14 protein-coding genes are annotated in these 17,356 nt (G+C 68.2%); 7 read left to right on the top strand and 7 right to left on the bottom strand.

Annotated features, from left to right (window positions below):
* Positions 1-14: 14 nt before the first annotated feature.
* A complete protein-coding gene (locus AWC18_RS13125) occupies positions 15-4,259 on the top strand; it encodes an alpha-(1->3)-arabinofuranosyltransferase (RefSeq protein WP_109560076.1) in 4,245 nt (1,414 codons plus the stop codon).
* A 92-nt stretch (positions 4,260-4,351) separates the two neighbouring features.
* Here AWC18_RS13125 and AWC18_RS13130 read toward each other — a convergent pair whose 3' ends face one another.
* On the bottom strand, positions 4,352-5,071 hold the full coding sequence (locus AWC18_RS13130) for a DUF5642 family protein (RefSeq protein WP_234806520.1): 720 nt from the start codon (positions 5,069-5,071) through the stop codon (positions 4,352-4,354).
* A 318-nt stretch (positions 5,072-5,389) separates the two neighbouring features.
* Here AWC18_RS13130 and AWC18_RS13135 point away from each other — a divergent pair, with 318 nt between their 5' ends.
* Positions 5,390-6,772, top strand: a complete 1,383-nt coding sequence (locus tag AWC18_RS13135; RefSeq protein ID WP_085139012.1) for an NADP-dependent succinic semialdehyde dehydrogenase — start codon at positions 5,390-5,392, stop codon at positions 6,770-6,772.
* Positions 6,773-6,782: 10 nt separating this feature from the next.
* On the opposite strand, the gene wrbA is transcribed toward AWC18_RS13135, so the two are convergent.
* The 3 genes from wrbA to AWC18_RS13150 are packed head-to-tail and all read right to left on the bottom strand — an operon-like array spanning position 6,783 to position 9,125.
* Positions 6,783-7,385, bottom strand: a complete 603-nt coding sequence (wrbA, locus tag AWC18_RS13140; RefSeq protein WP_085139013.1) for an NAD(P)H:quinone oxidoreductase — start codon at positions 7,383-7,385, stop codon at positions 6,783-6,785.
* 34 nt (positions 7,386-7,419) lie between these two features.
* Positions 7,420-8,031, bottom strand: coding sequence for an FMN reductase (locus AWC18_RS13145; RefSeq protein WP_064997416.1), 612 nt, complete (start codon positions 8,029-8,031; stop codon positions 7,420-7,422).
* Positions 8,028-9,125: an LLM class flavin-dependent oxidoreductase gene (locus tag AWC18_RS13150; protein WP_085139092.1), complete on the bottom strand. Its 1,098-nt coding sequence runs from the start codon at positions 9,123-9,125 to the stop codon at positions 8,028-8,030. The genes AWC18_RS13145 and AWC18_RS13150 overlap by 4 nt, the downstream gene beginning before the upstream one ends.
* A gap of 159 nt (positions 9,126-9,284) precedes the next feature.
* Between AWC18_RS13150 and AWC18_RS13155 the strand changes: the two genes are divergently transcribed.
* Positions 9,285-9,743, top strand: coding sequence for a MarR family winged helix-turn-helix transcriptional regulator (locus tag AWC18_RS13155; RefSeq protein WP_064997417.1), 459 nt, complete (start codon positions 9,285-9,287; stop codon positions 9,741-9,743).
* A 53-nt stretch (positions 9,744-9,796) separates the two neighbouring features.
* Positions 9,797-10,774 (top strand): phosphotriesterase family protein, encoded by a 978-nt coding sequence (locus AWC18_RS13160; RefSeq protein ID WP_064997418.1) that lies wholly within the window; start codon positions 9,797-9,799, stop codon positions 10,772-10,774.
* A 13-nt stretch (positions 10,775-10,787) separates the two neighbouring features.
* Here AWC18_RS13160 and AWC18_RS13165 read toward each other — a convergent pair whose 3' ends face one another.
* The gene (locus AWC18_RS13165; protein WP_064997419.1) at positions 10,788-11,357 is read right to left on the bottom strand and encodes a TetR/AcrR family transcriptional regulator; all 570 of its coding nucleotides are present in this window, start codon (positions 11,355-11,357) and stop codon (positions 10,788-10,790) included.
* Between the two features lie 94 nt (positions 11,358-11,451).
* On the opposite strand from AWC18_RS13165, the gene AWC18_RS13170 reads away from it, so the two are divergent.
* Entirely contained in the window at positions 11,452-12,780 is a 1,329-nt protein-coding gene (locus AWC18_RS13170; protein ID WP_064997420.1) for an oxygenase MpaB family protein, read from the top strand.
* Between the two features lie 15 nt (positions 12,781-12,795).
* Here the strand turns inward: AWC18_RS13170 and AWC18_RS13175 are convergent, their stop codons facing one another.
* Positions 12,796-13,389, bottom strand: a complete 594-nt coding sequence (locus AWC18_RS13175; RefSeq protein WP_064997421.1) for a TetR/AcrR family transcriptional regulator — start codon at positions 13,387-13,389, stop codon at positions 12,796-12,798.
* A 150-nt stretch (positions 13,390-13,539) separates the two neighbouring features.
* Between AWC18_RS13175 and AWC18_RS13180 the strand changes: the two genes are divergently transcribed.
* Positions 13,540-14,868 (top strand): oxygenase MpaB family protein, encoded by a 1,329-nt coding sequence (locus AWC18_RS13180; RefSeq protein ID WP_085139014.1) that lies wholly within the window; start codon positions 13,540-13,542, stop codon positions 14,866-14,868.
* Here AWC18_RS13180 and AWC18_RS13185 read toward each other — a convergent pair.
* Positions 14,805-15,989: an acyltransferase family protein gene (locus tag AWC18_RS13185; protein WP_085139015.1), complete on the bottom strand. Its 1,185-nt coding sequence runs from the start codon at positions 15,987-15,989 to the stop codon at positions 14,805-14,807. The genes AWC18_RS13180 and AWC18_RS13185 overlap by 64 nt on opposite strands.
* Positions 15,990-16,095: 106 nt before the next feature.
* Here AWC18_RS13185 and pgfA point away from each other — a divergent pair, with 106 nt between their 5' ends.
* A complete protein-coding gene (gene pgfA, locus AWC18_RS13190) occupies positions 16,096-17,355 on the top strand; it encodes a cell envelope lipid trafficking protein PgfA (protein ID WP_085139016.1) in 1,260 nt (419 codons plus the stop codon).
* Position 17,356: the final 1 nt, after the last annotated feature.

Genomic DNA, 17,356 nt, shown 5'->3' on the forward strand with positions numbered 1-17,356 from the left:
CTAAGCCGCAGGCTGTGACACCGTTGTCTCGACGCTGGTTGTGGGTGGTCGGTGCCGTGGCGCTGATTCTCAGCCTGCTGCAGGCACCCGGACGGATCTCGCCGGACACCAAACTCGATCTGACCATCGCGCCGCTGAGGTTTTTGGCTCGTGCCGCCAACCTGTGGAGCAGCGAACTGCCGTTCGGGCAGGTGCAGAACCAGGCGTACGGCTACCTGTTTCCGCACGGCACCTTCTTCCTGGCCGGTGATCTGCTGGGGTTGCCCGGCTGGATCGTTCAGCGGCTGTGGTGGGCGGTGTTGCTCACCGCGGGGTTCTGGGGCCTGCTGCGGGTCGCCGAGGCGCTGCGGATCGGGACTCCGACGGCGCGACTGATCGGCGCTGCCGCGTTCGCCCTGTCGCCGCGGGTGCTCACCACCCTGGGTTCCATCTCGTCGGAGACGCTGCCGATGATGCTGGCCCCCTGGGTGTTGCTGCCGGTCATCCGGGCGTTGGGCGTGCCGGGTGAGCCCAGCCCGGACACCCCGGAGCGACCCACCCGGGTATTGGCCGGGCAGGCCGGGGTCGCGGTTGCGTTGATGGGCGCCGTGAACGCGGTCGCGACGCTGGCGGGGTGCCTGCCGGCGATCATCTGGTGGCTGTGTCACCGCCCGAACCGACGCTGGTGGCGGTTCACCGGCTGGTGGCTGCTGGCGCTCGCGCTGGCGGTGACCTGGTGGGTGGTGGCCCTGCTGCTGCTGGGTCGGGTCAGCCCACCGTTCCTGGACTTCATCGAATCAGCCGGCGTCACCACCCGGTGGACGTCGCTGACCGAAATGTTGCGGGGCACCCACAGCTGGACACCGTTCGTGGCGCCGAATGCCACGGCCGGGGCGCCGCTGGTCACGAGCCCGGTGATGATCCTGGGCACCGTCTTGGTGGCGGCCGGCGGGCTGGCCGGACTGACCGGCATGCTGTCGCGGCGCTCGCCCGGCGCCGGTCGGCTGGTCACCATGCTGCTGATCGGGGTGACGCTGCTGGCCATCGGCTATGCGGGTGGGCTGGGCTCACCACTGGCCCACGCAGTGCAGACCTTTCTGGACGGGGCCGGTGCGCCGCTGCGCAACCTGCACAAACTCGAGTCGGTGCTCCGAATCCCGGTGGTCTTGGGACTCACCCACCTGCTGGGCCGCATACCGCTGCCGGGCAGCGCTCCGGCGCCGGTGTGGCGGCGCGCGTTCGTCCACCCCGAACACCACAAATCGGCCGCGGTCGCTCTGGTGGTCCTGACAGCGCTGATGGTCTCCACCTCACTGGCCTGGACCGGGCGGCTCACCCCGCCGGGAACATTCACCGCACTGCCGCAGTATTGGCGCGAGGCCGCGGCTTGGCTGCGCGACCACAACGGCGGTGGCCCCACCCCGGGTCGGGTGCTGGTGGCACCGGGGGCACCGTTTGCCACCCAGACCTGGGGCAACAGCCACGACGAACCGCTGCAGGTCCTCGATGTCGGCCCGTGGGGGGTGCGCGACTCGATTCCGCTGACCCCGCCGCAGACCATTCGGGCGCTCGACTCGGTGCAGCGCCTGTTCGCCGCCGGCCGCCCGTCCGCCGGCCTGGCCGACACCTTGATCAGACAAGGCATCTCCTACCTGGTGGTGCGCAACGACCTGGACCCCGACACCTCCCGGTCGGCCCGGCCACTGCTGGTCCACCGTGCGGTCGACGGCTCACCGGGTCTGCGGCGGGTGGCCCAGTTCGGCGAACCCGTCGGCTCGGGCACTGTTCCGGGTTTCGTCGCCGACAGCGGGCTGCGTCCGGCCTATCCGGCGATCGAGATCTACCGGGTCGACCCGGGGACGGACACCAATCCGGGGGCGCCGTATCTGACCGACCTAGACACGATGCCGCGGGTCGCCGGAGGCCCGGAGGTGCTGCTGCGACTCGACGAACACCGTCGCCTGCGCGATGAGCCCGCGCTGGGCCCGGTGCTGCTGACCGCCGATGCCCGGCGCGCGGATGTGGGCACGCCGGTGGTCACCGTCACCGACACCCCCTTGGCGCGCGAGACCGACTACGGCCGGGTCGACAACAATTCGTCGACCATCCGGGCGGCCGGCGACGCCCGGCACACCCACAGCCGGGTGCCCGACTATCCGACCCCCGGCGCCAGCACCGTGTTCGGCGGCTGGCTCGGCGGCCGGCTCACCGCGTCCAGCTCGTCGTCGGACGCCACCACCCTGCCCGACGTCGCGCCCTCGACCTCACCGGCCGCCGCCATCGACGGCGACTCGGGAACGGCCTGGGTGTCCAACGCCCTGCAGTCGGCGGTCGGCCAATGGCTGCAGGTGGACTTCGATCACCCACTGACCAACGGCACCATCACCGTGACGCCCAGCGCAACGGCCGTCGGGGCGCAGGTGCGGCGCATTCAGATCTCCACCGTCAACGGCACCACAACGCTGCGGTTCGACCGCGCCGGCGAGCCCCTGATCGCGGCCCTGCCCTATGGCGAGACACCCTGGGTGCGGATCACCGCCGCGGGGACCGACGACGGCTCGCCCGGCGTGCAGTTCGGCATCACCGATTTGGCGATCACCCAGTACGACGCTTCCGGATTCGCGCATCCGGTCGACCTGCGCCACACGGCGCTGGTTCCCGCGCCACCCGCGGGTGCTCAAGTGGCGCAGTGGGACTTGGGGGCCGGATTGGCGGGCCGGGCGGGCTGCGCACCGGTCGAGGGTGCGGTGCGCTGCGCGGCGTCGATGATGCTCGAGCCCGAAGAACCCGCCACCTTCAGCCGCACCCTGAACGTGCCACGACCGATGGCGGTGACCCCGACCGTCTGGGTGCGACCGCGTCAGGGCCCGAACCTGGTCGACCTGATCGCCGAACCGGGTGCCCTACGGGCCCACGGGGATGCCGACGTGCTCGACGTGCTGGGGTCGGCGTATGCCGCGGCCGACGGTGACCCCGGCACCGCGTGGACGGCGTCGCAGCGAGTAGTCGCGCACCGATCCCCGCCGACCCTGACCATCACGCTGCCCCGCCCGGTCAAGGTGGCCGGCCTGCGGTTGTCTCCCAGCCGATCCCCGCTGCCGGCACGTCCAACGCTGGTGGCCGTGGACCTGGGCTCCGGTCCTCAGGTCCGGGAGCTGTCGGAATCCGACGACCGGGTGCGCCTGCTGCCACGGGTCACCGACAAGGTCACGATCAGCCTGCTGGGGTGGGAGGACGTGATCGACCGCACCGCGATCGGCTTCGACCAGCTCAAGCCGCCCGGGCTGGCAGAGGTCACTGTGCTCGGCGCCGACGGACGTCCCGTTGCCGCCGCCGACCACGCCCGCAACCGGGCACGCACGGTCCACGTGGACTGCTTCCACGGGCCGATCATTGCGATCGCCGGCCGCTTCGTACACACCTCGATCACCACCACTGTCGGCGCGCTGCTCGATGACGAGCCGGTGGCGGCGCAGGCATGCGACACGCGTCCACTCGAATTGCCGCCCGGTGCACAGGAATTCATGGTCAGCCCCGGACCGGCATTCGTGGTCGACAGCGCCACGCTGACCGGCGCGGCTGCCACCGCGGACGCCGCCCCGACCACGCCCGCGGAGATCGGCGCGTGGGGCGCCGACCGGCGTGAGGTGAGCGTGCCGCCCGCGGCGGCCGCTCGGGTACTGGTCGTTCCGGAGAGCATCAACGCCGGGTGGGTGGCACGCACCTCGGACGGCACGCGCCTGGCGCCTGTGGCGGTCAACGGATGGCAGCAGGGCTTTGTGCTGCCCGAGGGCACCGACGGCGCGATCACGCTGGTATTCGGTCCCAACCGGATGTACCGGGTCGGGATGGCCGGCGGACTGGCTCTGCTGCCCCTGCTGGCGTTGCTGGCCTGGTGGCCTGTGCGGCGCACCCGTGATCCCGGCCCGGCGGCGCAGCCTTGGGGGCCGGGCCGCCGCCTGGCCGCGACCGGTGCGCTGACCGTCGGTTCCTTGATCGCCGGCGTAACCGGCGCGGCGGTGTTCGTAGCCGCACTGATGTTGCTGTTCGCACTGCGGCATCGGCAGCGTGTCTTCGATGTGGCCCGGCTGGGGTTGAGCGCCGGCGGGCTCATTACGGCGGGCGCGATGCTGGGCCGACATCCCTGGCGGTCGGTGGACGGCTATGCCGGCCATTCCGCAGGCGTGCAGCTGGCGGCCCTGGTCTCGGTGGCAGTCCTCGCGGCGACCGCGCTGGTCGCAAGACCGACGGAGTCGGGCGAAGCGGGCCAGCGCGAATAGACTCCAGCGCTGGTCGCCCGCGGTGGTCGCAACCTCGACGGAGTCGAGGGCAGCGGGCCAGCGCGAATAGACGCAGCACCGTCCGGCTGCGGCTACTCCGCGGCTTCGAGCTTCTCGATCTGCGTGTTGAACAGCTTCACCAGATCCTCGGCGTGCGCGGCGTCCACGGATCCGTCGCTTTCCATACCCAACCCGACGTCGTTGCTGGTCACCACCACAAGCACCCCCCGGTAGTAGCCGGAGATGGTGGAGGCGGTGATCGAGATCGGCAACCGGATGGCGGACTTGTTGGCGCTGGTGATCACCGTGGCGACTGCCCACGGTGGCACGCCGTCCACCTCTAGCGGGTTCATCTCGATGTCGGTGGTCACCGAACGCCCGCCCTGCTCGATGGTCTGCTTGAACGTCTGGCACTTCTCCACGAACCGCTTGAGATTCGGGTGGTCCGGCGTCAGCGCCAACCGCACCCGCATCGTGTGCAGGCCGCCGGGCTCCAACTTGGCCAGCGTCGCCGTCGCGGTCTGCGTGGCGGAGGTGGGGCTGGAGTAGAAGTCAGCACACTCGGGCGGGTCGACGGTCATATTCGGCGTGTCCGAGGGGTCCTCACCGGCGCTGTTCAGCCCGCTGATCCACTTCCCGCCGGACGGGTCCGGGAAGGACGACCGCTCCACCAGCATGTCCGACGTGAGTTCGGTGATGTCAGGTTTGCGCGACGGCTTGTCCTCGGCGGTGAGTCGGCCGCCCAGGCCCAGAACCAGACCGGCTACCACCGCGACCACCAGCGCCGCCCCCGCCAGCGACAGCCACAACACCTTCCGTGACCTGGGCTGGGGACCGGGGGCGGGCCACGGCGCACCTTGAGGGGGGTAACCGCCGGCAGCGTCGTCCTCCACCCACAGCGGCCAGCCGGGGGGCGGGGGCGGCCACGTCGGATCCGGTGCCCAGTTGGCATCCGGTGCCCAGCCAGGTGGCGCAGGAGGCCAGTTGGGCGGTGGGTTGAAACGCATCGGGCAACTCCCGTATCGGTGTACTGACGCCGGCTCGTGGCGAGCCTACGCGGTCCAATAGTGGCAGGCTGGACCTGCAGTCTCACATTGCAGCCACACCGCAGTGCCCCGAAGGAGGCCCGCGTGCCCGCAACACCGATAGCCACGACCAACCCGGCCACCGGCGAAACGGTCAAGACGTTCACCGCCGCCAGCGACGCCGAAGTCGACGCCGCCATCGCGCGCGCGGCGGATCGCTTCGTCGAATACCGTCGCACCAGCTTCGCTCAGCGCGCCCAATGGATGCACGCCGCCGCTGATCTGCTGGAGGCCGAAGCCGACGAGGTCGCCGCACTGATGACCCTTGAGATGGGCAAGACGTTGGCCTCAGCCAAGGCCGAGGCGCTCAAGTGCGTCAAGGGTTTCCGCTACTACGCCGACCACAGCGCGGAGTTTTTGGCCGACGAGGTCGCCGACGCGTCGAAGGTCAACGCGTCCAAGGCGTTTGCCCGCTACCAGCCGCTCGGCGTGGTGCTGGCGGTGATGCCGTGGAACTTCCCGCTGTGGCAAGCGGTGCGATTTGCCGCCCCAGCGCTGATGGCCGGCAACGTGGGCCTGCTCAAACATGCCTCGAATGTGCCTCAGACCGCGTTGTATCTCGCCGACCTGTTGGCGCGTGGCGGTTTCCCCGATGCCTGCTTCCAGACCCTGCTGATCTCCTCGAGCGCTGTCGAGCGGGTGCTGCGCGACCCTCGGGTGGCGGCGGCAACGCTGACCGGCAGCGAACCGGCCGGCCGTTCCGTCGCCGCGGTTGCCGGCGACGAGGTCAAACATACCGTGCTGGAACTGGGCGGCAGCGACCCGTTCATTGTCATGCCCTCGGCCGATCTGGAAGCCGCCGTGCGCACGGCGGTTACCGCACGGGTGCAGAACAATGGTCAATCATGCATCGCGGCAAAGCGATTCATCGTCCACACTGACATCTACGACGACTTCGTCACCCAGTTCGTCAGTCAGATGTCCGCGCTGCGGGTCGGCGACCCGACCGACCCGGACACCGACGTCGGACCGCTGGCCACCGAGTCGGGCCGCGACGAGGTCGCGCAGCAGGTCGATGCCGCAGCAGCCGGCGGCGCGGTGATCCGCTGTGGCGGTAAGCGACTCGACCGGCCGGGCTGGTTCTATCCGCCCACAGTGATCACCGACATCAGCCGTGACATGCCGATCTTCACCGAGGAGGTGTTCGGCCCGGTGGCATCGGTGTACCGCGCCGCCGACATCGACGAGGCGATCGGGATCGCCAACGCCAGCCCGTTCGGACTGGGGTCCAATGCCTGGACCCGCGACGAAGCCGAGATCAGGCGGTGCGTCGACGAGATCGAGGCCGGCCAGGTCTTTATCAACGGGATGACGGTGTCGTACCCGGAACTGCCGTTCGGCGGGATCAAGCGTTCCGGCTACGGCAGGGAACTCTCCGCCCACGGCATCCGGGAGTTCTGCAACCTCAAGACCGTGTGGGTGGCCTGACTCGAACAGATCAGGACGCCGCGAGTCTGTCGGCGACGCCCACCACCCGCGTGGCCAGGTGGTCCAGTGCGGCCAGCGTGGCCTCGTCCAACTCGTTCTGGTTGTTCGGTCCGGTGACATGCCCGACGCCGTAGGGGTTGCCGTCGGCGAACTTGATCGGGTCGGTGTAGCCGGGCGGGACCAGGATGCCACCGAAATGCATCAGGGAAACGTAGAGATTCAGCAGCGTGGCCTCCTGCCCGCCGTGGGCGGTCTGGCTCGACGTGAAGCCGGCATAGACCTTGTCGGCGAGTTCACCCTTGGCCCACAGCCCGCCCAGCCCGTCCAGGAAGTTTCGGAACTGCGCTGCGGGGGAACCGAATCGGGTCGGTGACCCGAAGATAACGGCATCCGCCCAGACGATGTCGTCGCCGGTGGCCGCGGGCAGGTCCTTGGTTGCCGCGTAGTTGGTGCTCCACGCCGGGTTGTGTGCGAAGGTCTGCGGGTCACGTGTCTCCTCGATGTGGCGCAGGCGGACCTCGGCACCCGCTGCCTCGCCCGCCCGGGCCACGCGTTCGGCCATCTTGGTGCCGTGCCCGGTGGCCGAGTAGTAGATAACCGCCAACTTCGTCATTGCCTTGTCTCCTTTGGTTGTTGTGTGGTGTCAGTCAGTGCGCGCCGGACAGCAGGCCCTGGATTTCGGTCAGTTCGTCGTCGAGCTGGTCTCGGTGCGGCCCTGGGCCACTCGCCCGCAACTGTCGGGCAAAATCCCTGGCCGCCTGGGTGATCCGCTCGGTCAGGCCTGAGTCGGAACCGCCCGCGCCGAAGTCCGCGGTGGCGGCGAACACCCCGCTGGGCGATACCTGGGCGTGCAGGTAGTTGAACATCGGGCGCAGGGCGTGGTCGAGCATCAGCGAGTGGCGTTGGGTACCACCGGTCGCCGCGATCAACACCGGCGTGCCCGCCAGGGTCTGTTCGGGCAACACGTCGAAGAACGACTTGAACAGCCCGCTGAAGGTCGCGTTGAACGTCGGCGTCACCGCGATCACGCCCTGGCTGCCCGCGACGGCGTCGAACACCGCCTCCAGTTCCGGTGCGGCGAACCCGGTCAGCATCGCGTCGACGATCACCCGGGCCAGGTGACGCAACTCAATGACCTCTACGTCGACGTCGATGTCGTGCGCGCCGAGCTCAGCTCGAACCGCGGCCCCGAGCCGATCGGCCAACAGCCGGGTGGACGACGGCTCACGCAGGCCGCCGCTGATCACGATCAACGTCATGACGCCTCCTGGATCTCGGAATGCCGCGCCGCGGCGAGGAGGGACTCGTGCGTCGGGGCACCGGGAACGTGCGCGGGCCGCCCGATGGCGAACTCCTTGCGCAGCACCGGGATCACGTGCCCACCCAGCAGATCGAGCTGTTCGAGCACCGTCTTCAACGGCAGACCCGCGTGGTCGACCAAGAACAACTGGCGCTGGTAGTCGCCGACGTAGTCCCGGAAGCTCAGGGTCTTGTCGATCACCTGTTGCGGCGAGCCGACCGTCAGCGGGGTCTGCGCACTGAACTCCTCCAAGCTGGGTCCGTGACCGTAGACCGGGGCGTTGTCGAAATAGGGCCGGAACTCGTTGACCGCATCCTGGCTGTTGGGTCGCAGGAACACCTGTCCGCCCAAACCGACGATCGCCTGGTCGGCGCCGCCGTGGCCGTAGTGCTCGAAGCGCCGGCGGTAGAGCTGCACCATCCGCTTGGTGTGCGACGCGGGCCAGAAGATGTGGTTGGCGAAGAAGCCGTCACCGAAATGCGCTGCCAGCTCGGCGATTTCGGGGGTGCGGATGGACCCGTGCCAGACGAACGGGGGAACGCCGTCCAACGGACGCGGCGCCAGGGTGAATCCGTGCAGCGGGGTGCGGTACTCGCCGGTGAAGTCGACGACCTCCTCGCGCCACAGTCGCCGCAGCAACTGGTAATTCTCCACCGTCAGCGGCAGCGCGGCCCGGATGTCCTTGCCGAACCAGGGGTACACCGGTCCGGTGTTGCCGCGTCCCAGCATCAGGTCCACCCGGCCGTCGGCGAGGTGCTGCAGCACGCTGTAGTCCTCGGCGATCTTCACCGGGTCGTTGGTGGTGATCAACGTGGTGGCGGTGGTCAGCTGGATGCGCTCGGTCTGCGCCGCGATGTAGCCCAGCAGGGTGGTCGGCGATGACGGCACGAATGGCGGGTTGTGGTGCTCGCCGGTGGCGAAGACGTCCAGACCGACTTCCTCGGCCTTCTTGGCGATCGCCACGGTCGCCCGGATCCGCTCCGCTTCGGTGGGTGCGCGGCCGGTGGTCGGGTCGACGGTCACATCGCCGACGGTGAAGATGCCGAACTGCATACCGGTGTTCGTCACGCCAGGCCTCCTCGTTGGTTGATGGCCACTCTAGCTGATAGTTGCTAACGCAACTAGGTGTTGTATTCATTCCCGTGCGTGTTGGCTGTTTGATGCGGGTATTCGCCTGGATGTTTGTGGTTTCGTCAACTATATTTGGGTGTTATGGAGACGCAGTGGCTCAACGAGGAGGAGCAGCGGATGTGGCGGGGCTACCTCGACAGCACCCGCCTGCTGCTACGCGCCCTGGACCGGCAATTGATCAGCGACTCGGGGCTGAGCCTGTCCGACTTCGAAATCCTGGCGCTGTTGTCCGAGGCCCCGGACGGCCGCCTGCGGATGAACGAGCTGGCCGACATCACCGTGACGACCCGCAGCGGAGTCTCCCGGGCGGTCAAACGGTTGACCGACGCCGGTTGGGTCCACCAGGTCAAGTGCGAGGAAGACAAACGCGGCCAATACGCCGAACTCACCGACTCGGGCATGGCCAAGCTGCGTGCGGCAGCGCCCGGTCACGTGCGGGCGGTGCGGGCCGGCCTGTTCGACTCACTCAGTCCGCGCGAGGTGCAACTGTTCACCCACTCCTATGCCCGGATCCGCGACAATCTGCTGGAGCACCACTAGGCATTCTCGGCGAAGTCAGCCGACCGCCGCGCCGATCTCCCTAACATCGAGGCATGCCGCCATGCCCCACTGCGCGCGGGTCCATCGATACCGCCGACCTTGGCGTCACCCTGATGCACGAGCACGTGTTCATCATGTCCACCGAGATCGCCCAGAACTATCCGGACGCCTGGGGCGACGAGGACGCGCGGGTAGCCGACGCGATCGCCCGACTGAACGAATTGAAGGCCGCTGGAGTCGACACCATCGTCGATCTGACCGTGATCGGATTGGGCCGCTACATCCCGCGAATCGCCCGGGTTGCCGCCGGGACCGACCTGAACATCGTGGTGGCCACCGGCATCTACACCTACAACGACCTACCGTTCTTCTACGAGTTCCGCGGACCCGGCACCATGCTCGACGGACCCGAGCTCATGGCCGACATGTTCGTCCGTGACATCGAGTCCGGGATCGCCGACACCGGGATCAGGGCGGGAATCCTCAAGTGCGCCACCGATGAACCGGGCGTGACTCCCGGCGTCGAGCGGGTGCTGCGCGCGGTGGCCAACGCCCATCGGCGCACCGGCGTCCCGATCTCCACCCATACACACGCCGGCACCCGCCGCGGCCTGGAGCAGCAGCGCATCTTCGAAGAGGAGGGCGTCGACCTGTCCCGGGTGGTGATCGGGCACTCCGGGGACAGCACCGATCTGGGCTATCTGGAGGAACTGATCGCGGCGGGATCGTATCTGGGCATGGACCGCTTCGGCATCGACCTGTTCCTGCCGTTCGAGGATCGGGTGAACACGGTCGCAGCCATGTGCGAGCGCGGCCACGCCGACAAGATGGTGCTCTCCCACGACGCCAACTGCTATTTCGATGCGCTGCCGGGCGACCTGAGCTCGGTGGTCGCGCCGAACTGGCACTATCTGCACATCCACAATGATGTGATTCCGGCGCTACGCCGGCGCGGCGTCACCGAGGAGCAGTTGCGCACCATGCTGGTCGACAACCCCCGCAAGATCTTTGAGCACTCCGGTGGCTACTGAGGCCGCACGGGCTTCATCGCGCCGGCACCGCAACGCGTAGCGCCAACGACCGGACCAACGCGTGCAACCGCTCGCGGGTGGCGGCAGCGGGATCGCTGAGGCGCAACTGCAGGAGTTCCCGAGCGGCCGCCTGCAGCATGCGGGCGGTGTAGTCCGGGTCGGGCAGGTCGGGATAGATGCGCAGCAATTCGCCCGTCAGGTAGGTACGCACGACTTCCTGCGCCTGCGCCAGGCGCTCATGCAGTTGTGGCGGCGCGCCCTGCGGGGGGAACAAGAACAGCCGCCAGGTCGCCGGGAAGGCGTCGGCGGCGCGGACCACGCTGTCGAATCTGCTGACCAGGTCACTTTCCTCGCCCGGTTCGGCCGCGATGGCCTCAGCGAATTGGGCACCGGCCCGCGCGGCTTCCCGGTCGATCAGTGCGACGAAGAGGCGGGTGGGGTCACCGAACTGCTGATAGAGCAGCGATCGATTGATCCCTGCCTCACGGGCTATCCGGTTCGGAGTGGCGGCATGAAATCCCTCCGCATCCACGATCGCGTGGGTGACATCGAGGATCTGGCGACGCCTGGCCTCCGCCGTCATCCGTCGCCGCGACTGCGCCAAAGCCATAGTTGACAGCATAATTAACCGTCTGCTACCCGTGTAACTTACAAGATGTCAGTTACCGGGAGGCTTGATGCCCACGCACTACCCCGAGCTTGCGCGCCGTGTCCACAGTCAGCGTGAGCTGCAGCCGGGCCTCTACGGCGACATCGACTTCGACACTCAGCCCTTCCGCACCACCACCGATCCAGCTGACGTCTCATCCCTGCCGGAGTGGGTCGCCGATCGCGCTCCCTATCTGACCGACGAGCGGGCCGTCGAATTGGTCTGCACCGCAACCCTGCTCGGCGACGTGGTGGCCGACCCCTATGCGGCACTGATGTCCGAATACAGCGTCACCGCTTTGATCGACATGCTCCGGTCGGCCTGCCGCGAGGGCATCGGGGCGGTAGCCGACGCACCGCCCGAACTGGTGGCATTCATCGCCGACATGGAGGCGACGCCGCCGTGGCTCGACATGGACCTGGTGCGTGAGGGCGCCCGACACTCGCGCATTCCGGCAGCGTTGATAGCGCCGTTCGTCACCCGGGGGGCGTTCATCGCCACCTTCCTCAACACCTACTCAGCGCTGCCGATGGCATTGACCGGCGCCTTGTCCGGCCGCCGCTCGGCGCGGCGGGTCAACGAGACCGCGAGCTTCTTCGCCGTCACCACGCTGCCCGGGGCACTGGACCGCTATGGGCCGGGTTTCGAAGCCGCCGCCATGGTGCGCCTGATGCATTCGATGGTTCGCTACAACGCGCTCAAGCGCTCCGAGAAATGGGACCCCGCCGTCTACGGCGTCCCGGTGCCCCAGATCGATCAGTTGCCGGCCGGCATGATCAACCTGTATCTGCTGGCCACCGACGTCGAGCGCAAGGGGCGTACCGAATTCAACGCCACCGAGCGCGCCGTCGTCGAATTCACCCGATACCGGGCGTTTCTGCTCGGTCTGCCCGAGGAACTCCTGCCGACCACCCCTGGCGAGATCATCCACCTCATCCACGCCCGCGCAGCGCTGCTGCGCGAGGATTTCGACGACGCCACCTGCGGGGAGTTGGTGCGCTCGACCATGGCCGCCTACCTGCGGCCCGTCGACACCCGATGGGAACGCATCGCCGATGCCGTCGAGAAGAGCTACAGCAAGGCCGCTTTCACGAAGGCTTTCTGTCACGGCGACCGCGCGGTCGCCAAGACGAAGGGCGTCTCGATCGGGCTGGCCGACTATCTGCGGATCGGCCTGACAGCACCGTTCATCATGGGGCGGGTGGCGGTGGTGCAGCGCGCCAGCCGGATCCCGGCACTGAGTCAGATCACCGACGACTACCTGGTGCGGCTCATCAAGCGCCGGCTGACCACCTATGGCAAGCCCGAATTCACCAGTGACGTCAACGATTACACCCCGTCGGGGCAACTGGCGTAGTGCGCTGACGCGCCGCTACCAAACCAGACGGGCCAGGTAGGTCTGGGCGTAGTCGCGGACGGCGACCGGGTCATTGATATCGAGGACCCCTGCCCGGTTGGTGAGCAGGGACGCGACCAGGCGCACCAAAATTTCCGCGGTGGTCAGGACCGCCTCGTCGGGCATGGTGACGCCACAGAGCCGCAGCGTCGCGGCGACCAGATGGCTGGCGCGTATCAGTGCCTTCTCCCCACTGGGTGTGTTGACGCCGATGAGCAGTTCCGGCTCGCTCTGAATGACCGCGGTGGCCAACGGGCTCTCGGTGATGCGGCGAATGGCCAGGGTGAAGCATTCCACGATCGCGCCGCGGGCATCCTGCGCCCGGGCGGCGTCGCCGAGCTCGACGAACAGGGCCTGCGTGTCGATCTCCACGAGCTGCTCGAACAGTGCTTCCTTGGTGGGGAAGTGCCGGTACAGCGTGCGGCGGCTCACGCCCGCGCGCTGGGCCACCGCATCGATGTTCGCCCGGCGAAAGGCATGCCGGGCGAACTCCACGCGAGCGGCGTCGAGGATGGCTGCCGCAGTGCCGGTCACGGGGCCGCCGAGCTGGACGGATGCCGGGCTGGCCATGTCGTTCCTCCTGCCATCCTGCGCGGTAGCTGGGCCGACGTGAGGTGGCCGTCGAGTCTGCCGGCGGGTTTTCCCACGTGTTATCGTGACACAATTACATGAGTTTGTGCCATTGTGCGGACAATCGGTTATTTATTTCGGAGGTCTCGGATGCCCACGCACTACCCCGACCTGTACCAGCGTGTCCGCCGTCAGGCCGAGTTGTTGCCGGAGCTCTACGGCGACCTGGACTTCGATGTGCAGCCCTACCGCACGGCGTTGGCCCCCGACGACGTCTCGTCGCTGCCCGGAAAGCCGGCCACCCGGGCCAAGCTGCTGGCCGACGATGCCGCCGTCGAGCTGATCACGACGGCCACCTGGCTGGGCGACGTGGTGTCGGACTCCTACGCCGCATTGATGGGCCAATACAGCGTCAGCACCCTGATCAGCATGCTCAAACAGGCATGCCGGCACGGAATCGACTCGGTGCCCGACGCGCCGCCGGAGTTGGCCGCGTTCATCGCCGACATGGAGGAGACCCCGGACTGGCTGGATATGGATCTGGTCCGTAAGGGCGCAGAGCACTCCCGAGTCCCGATGGCGCTGTTGGCGCCGTTCGTCGTCCGCGGGGCCTTCATCGCAACCTTCCTCAACACCTACGCCGCGCTGCCGATGGCCCTGACCGGGGCGCTGTCGGGCAAGCGTGCCGCCGCGCGGGTCAACGAGACCACCAGTTTCTTCACTGTCACCACGCTGCCCGGCGCACTGGACCGCTACGGCCCCGGCTTCGAGGCAGCGGCCATGGTGCGGCTGATGCACTCGATGGTCCGCTTCAACGCGCTCAAGCGTTCCCCGAAGTGGGACATCGGCGTCTACGGTCTGCCGATTCCGCAGCTCGACCAGATGCCGGCCGGGATGATCAACCTCTACGTGCTGGCGATGGATGCCCGGCGCCACGGGCGCACCGAGTTCACCCCGAGCGAGCGCGCTCAGGTGGAGTTCACCCGCTACCGCTGCGTGCTGCTCGGCCTCCCCGAGGAGCTGCTGCCGACCACACCCGAGGAGATCATCCGGGTGTTCAGCGCCCGCGCCGCGCTGCTGCGCGACGACTTCGACGACTCCACCTGTGGGGAGTTGGTCCGCTCGACCATGGCGGCCTACCTGCGCCAGGAGGACACCTGGCGTGAGCGCATCGCCGATGCGGTCGAGAAGAGCTACAGCAAGATGTTCTTCGTCAAGAACTTCTGCGGCGGAAAGCTTGACGTGGCCAAGAAGATGAGCGTCACGCTCACGGCGGGCGACTATGCGCGGGTCGCGCTGACGGCTCCCTTCGTGGCGGGCCGCATGCTGGTGGTTCAACGCGCCGTGCGGACCCCGGGCCTGCGCCGGCTGACCCGGGCCTACGTGCTCCGGCTGCTCAAGCGGCGGCTGAAGGCCTACGGCACACCAGAGTTCACCAGCGACTCCGCCGAATACACCCCGTCCGGCAAGGCCGCCTGAGCGCCATCGGGCCGGCGATGCCGCGTTTCCCAGCCCCGTAACTTCTCCCGGCACGGCTGTTCCACCAGGGCATAGCTGACCGCGGCGATGGCGACGGTGAACACCAGCGTCAGTGCCAGCACCACGGCCATGTCTCCGGTGAACGCGAATCGGCCGATGACGGGAAACACCATGTCGAGGGCTGCCAGATGCCAGATGAAGATCCCGTACGACCAGCGGCCCAGCGTCACCATCGGCGCGCTGGCCAGGAATCGGTGCGGGGTGTCGGGCCGATCCAGCACCAGCGGCGCCAACAACGCCCACGCCAACACGCCGCCCATCGCGGTGCGCACGATGAACTGCTCCACGGTGGCTGAGGTCAGCCCCTCCGGCCCGGCCAGCGGTGACGCCGCCACGACGAATGCCACCAGTGTCAGCAGCGCCATCGGCAGCCGCCGACGGGCCAGCCGATGCACCCACCCAGCCGGGCTGTAGGCCCACTCCGCCAGCAACATGCCCGCACCGAACCAGCAGCCGTAGGCCGGCGCCCAGTTCAGCGGATTCACCCCGTAGGGGGTGTGGATGGGCAGATACCCCCAGCCCAGGCTGAGCAGCGCGACGCCCGCGATCGCCGGTATGCGGGCGCGCACCGGCAGCCGCCGCGCCGCCAGCGCCAACAGCGGCAGGGCGATGTAGAAGCTGACCTCCACGGCCAGGCTCCACATCTGGGTCAGGCCCGGGGTCAGAGTCAGCGGCACATAGATCTGCGTCATCGTGAGATTGGCCAGCCAGACCACCAGGCTGGCGCCCCCGGCGTCGGGCAGCAGCGCCAGGATCACCACCACCGACACCAGGTAGGCCGGCATGATCCGCACCAGGCGCGACCGCAGATAGTGCCCGGTCGGCGGCGCCGGACGCAGCCCGCGTGCGGCAGCTGCGTGACCCCGCCACAACAGGAATCCGCTCAGCGCGAAGAACACCGCGACGGCCATGTCGAACCGGCCCCACAGCCGGCCGCTGATCCCCGAGGAGTGCCCGGTCTGAAAGGCGACGTGCGTGATCACCACCCCGATGGCCGCGCAGGCACGCATACCCTCGACGGCAGGCAGGAAGCTGCGCACGCCACCCACCTGCTGACTCATCTGATTTCCTACCGCGGCATCGATGGACACACAGTAGCTGCTGCACCTGTTGCTGTTAGGGTCAAACAAATTTGGGTACGGGGTCACAAAAGGAGGATGCGGCGACGTGAACCGAGCAATCATGATGCGTATCGCGGCATGCGCAGTCATGGGCCTCGGCGCCGCCCTGATGGTCGCGGCACTGTTGCTGTCCACTTATACCGCGGGCAAAATCGCCAAGATCCCGCTCGACCTCGACGTGACGCTGATCGGCAACGGCAGCGGCGCCGCCCTGGACCCGGAGTCCCTCGGCAGCGAGCACGCCGTCGTCGACCAGGACGTGCCGCTGGTGTCCCAGCAACAGGTCGGGGTCGAATCGCCCGCCAACGCCGACGTGGTGACCCTGCAGGTCGGCTCGTCGCTGCGGCGCGCGGACCGGCAGAAGGACACCGGGCTGCTGCTGGCCATCGTCGACACCGTGACGCTGAACCGCACCACCGCCGAGGCGGTTTCTGATGACACCCACCCGGGTGGCTCGGTGCAGCGGCCGCGCAACTTTGACGACGAGAGCCCGCCCACCAACATTGCGCTGCCGCACGAGGGACTGTCCTACCGGTTCCCGTTCGACACCAAGAAGCAGTCCTACCGGTACTTCGACCCGATCGCGCAGAAGGCCTACGAGGCCAACTACGAGGGCGAGGACGACGTCAACGGGCTGACCACCTACCGGTTCGTCCAGAACGTCGGCTACGACGGCGAGGGCCGCCTGGCGGAGCCGGTGCGCTACCCGTCGCTGTACGGCCACGACGAAGACGGTGAGATCACCGCGCCCGCGCGCCTGTGGGACATCGAAGACGCCGACCCCGACGAGGAAATCACGATGACGCGGTACTACGCCGCGCAACGCACGATGTGGGTCGACCCCGTCTCGGGCACCATCGTCAAGTCGAAGGTGCACGCCAACCACTACTACGCGCGGGATGCGCTCAAGCCGGAGATCGCGTTGGCCGACTACACGGTCACCAGCTCCGAGGAGACCATCGAGTCGCAGGTCAACGCGGCCCGCAACGAACGTGACCGGGTGGCGCTGTGGTCGCGGATTCTGCCGATCAGCTTCACCGCGACCGGGTTGATCTGTTTGATCGGTGGTGTCCTGGTCGGTTGGTTCAGCCTGCCCGCCGAGGCCGCGCTGGGCCGGTCCGAGCTCGGCTCCGACAGTGGCTTCTTCGGTGGTTTCGTGCCCAAGGCGCCCGCAGCCGACCGCCCGTCCGGAGCAGAGGCCGAGACCGAGAAGCTGCCGGCGCAACGACCTCAGCTGGATCGCCCGGTGACGCCACCGGAGTCGGGCGCACCGGACCGCGGCGGTGCGGCACCCAACCAGCCGTAAC

The organism is Mycolicibacter nonchromogenicus, from assembly GCF_002101775.1.
Classification (GTDB): Bacteria; Actinomycetota; Actinomycetes; order Mycobacteriales; family Mycobacteriaceae; genus Mycobacterium; species Mycobacterium nonchromogenicum.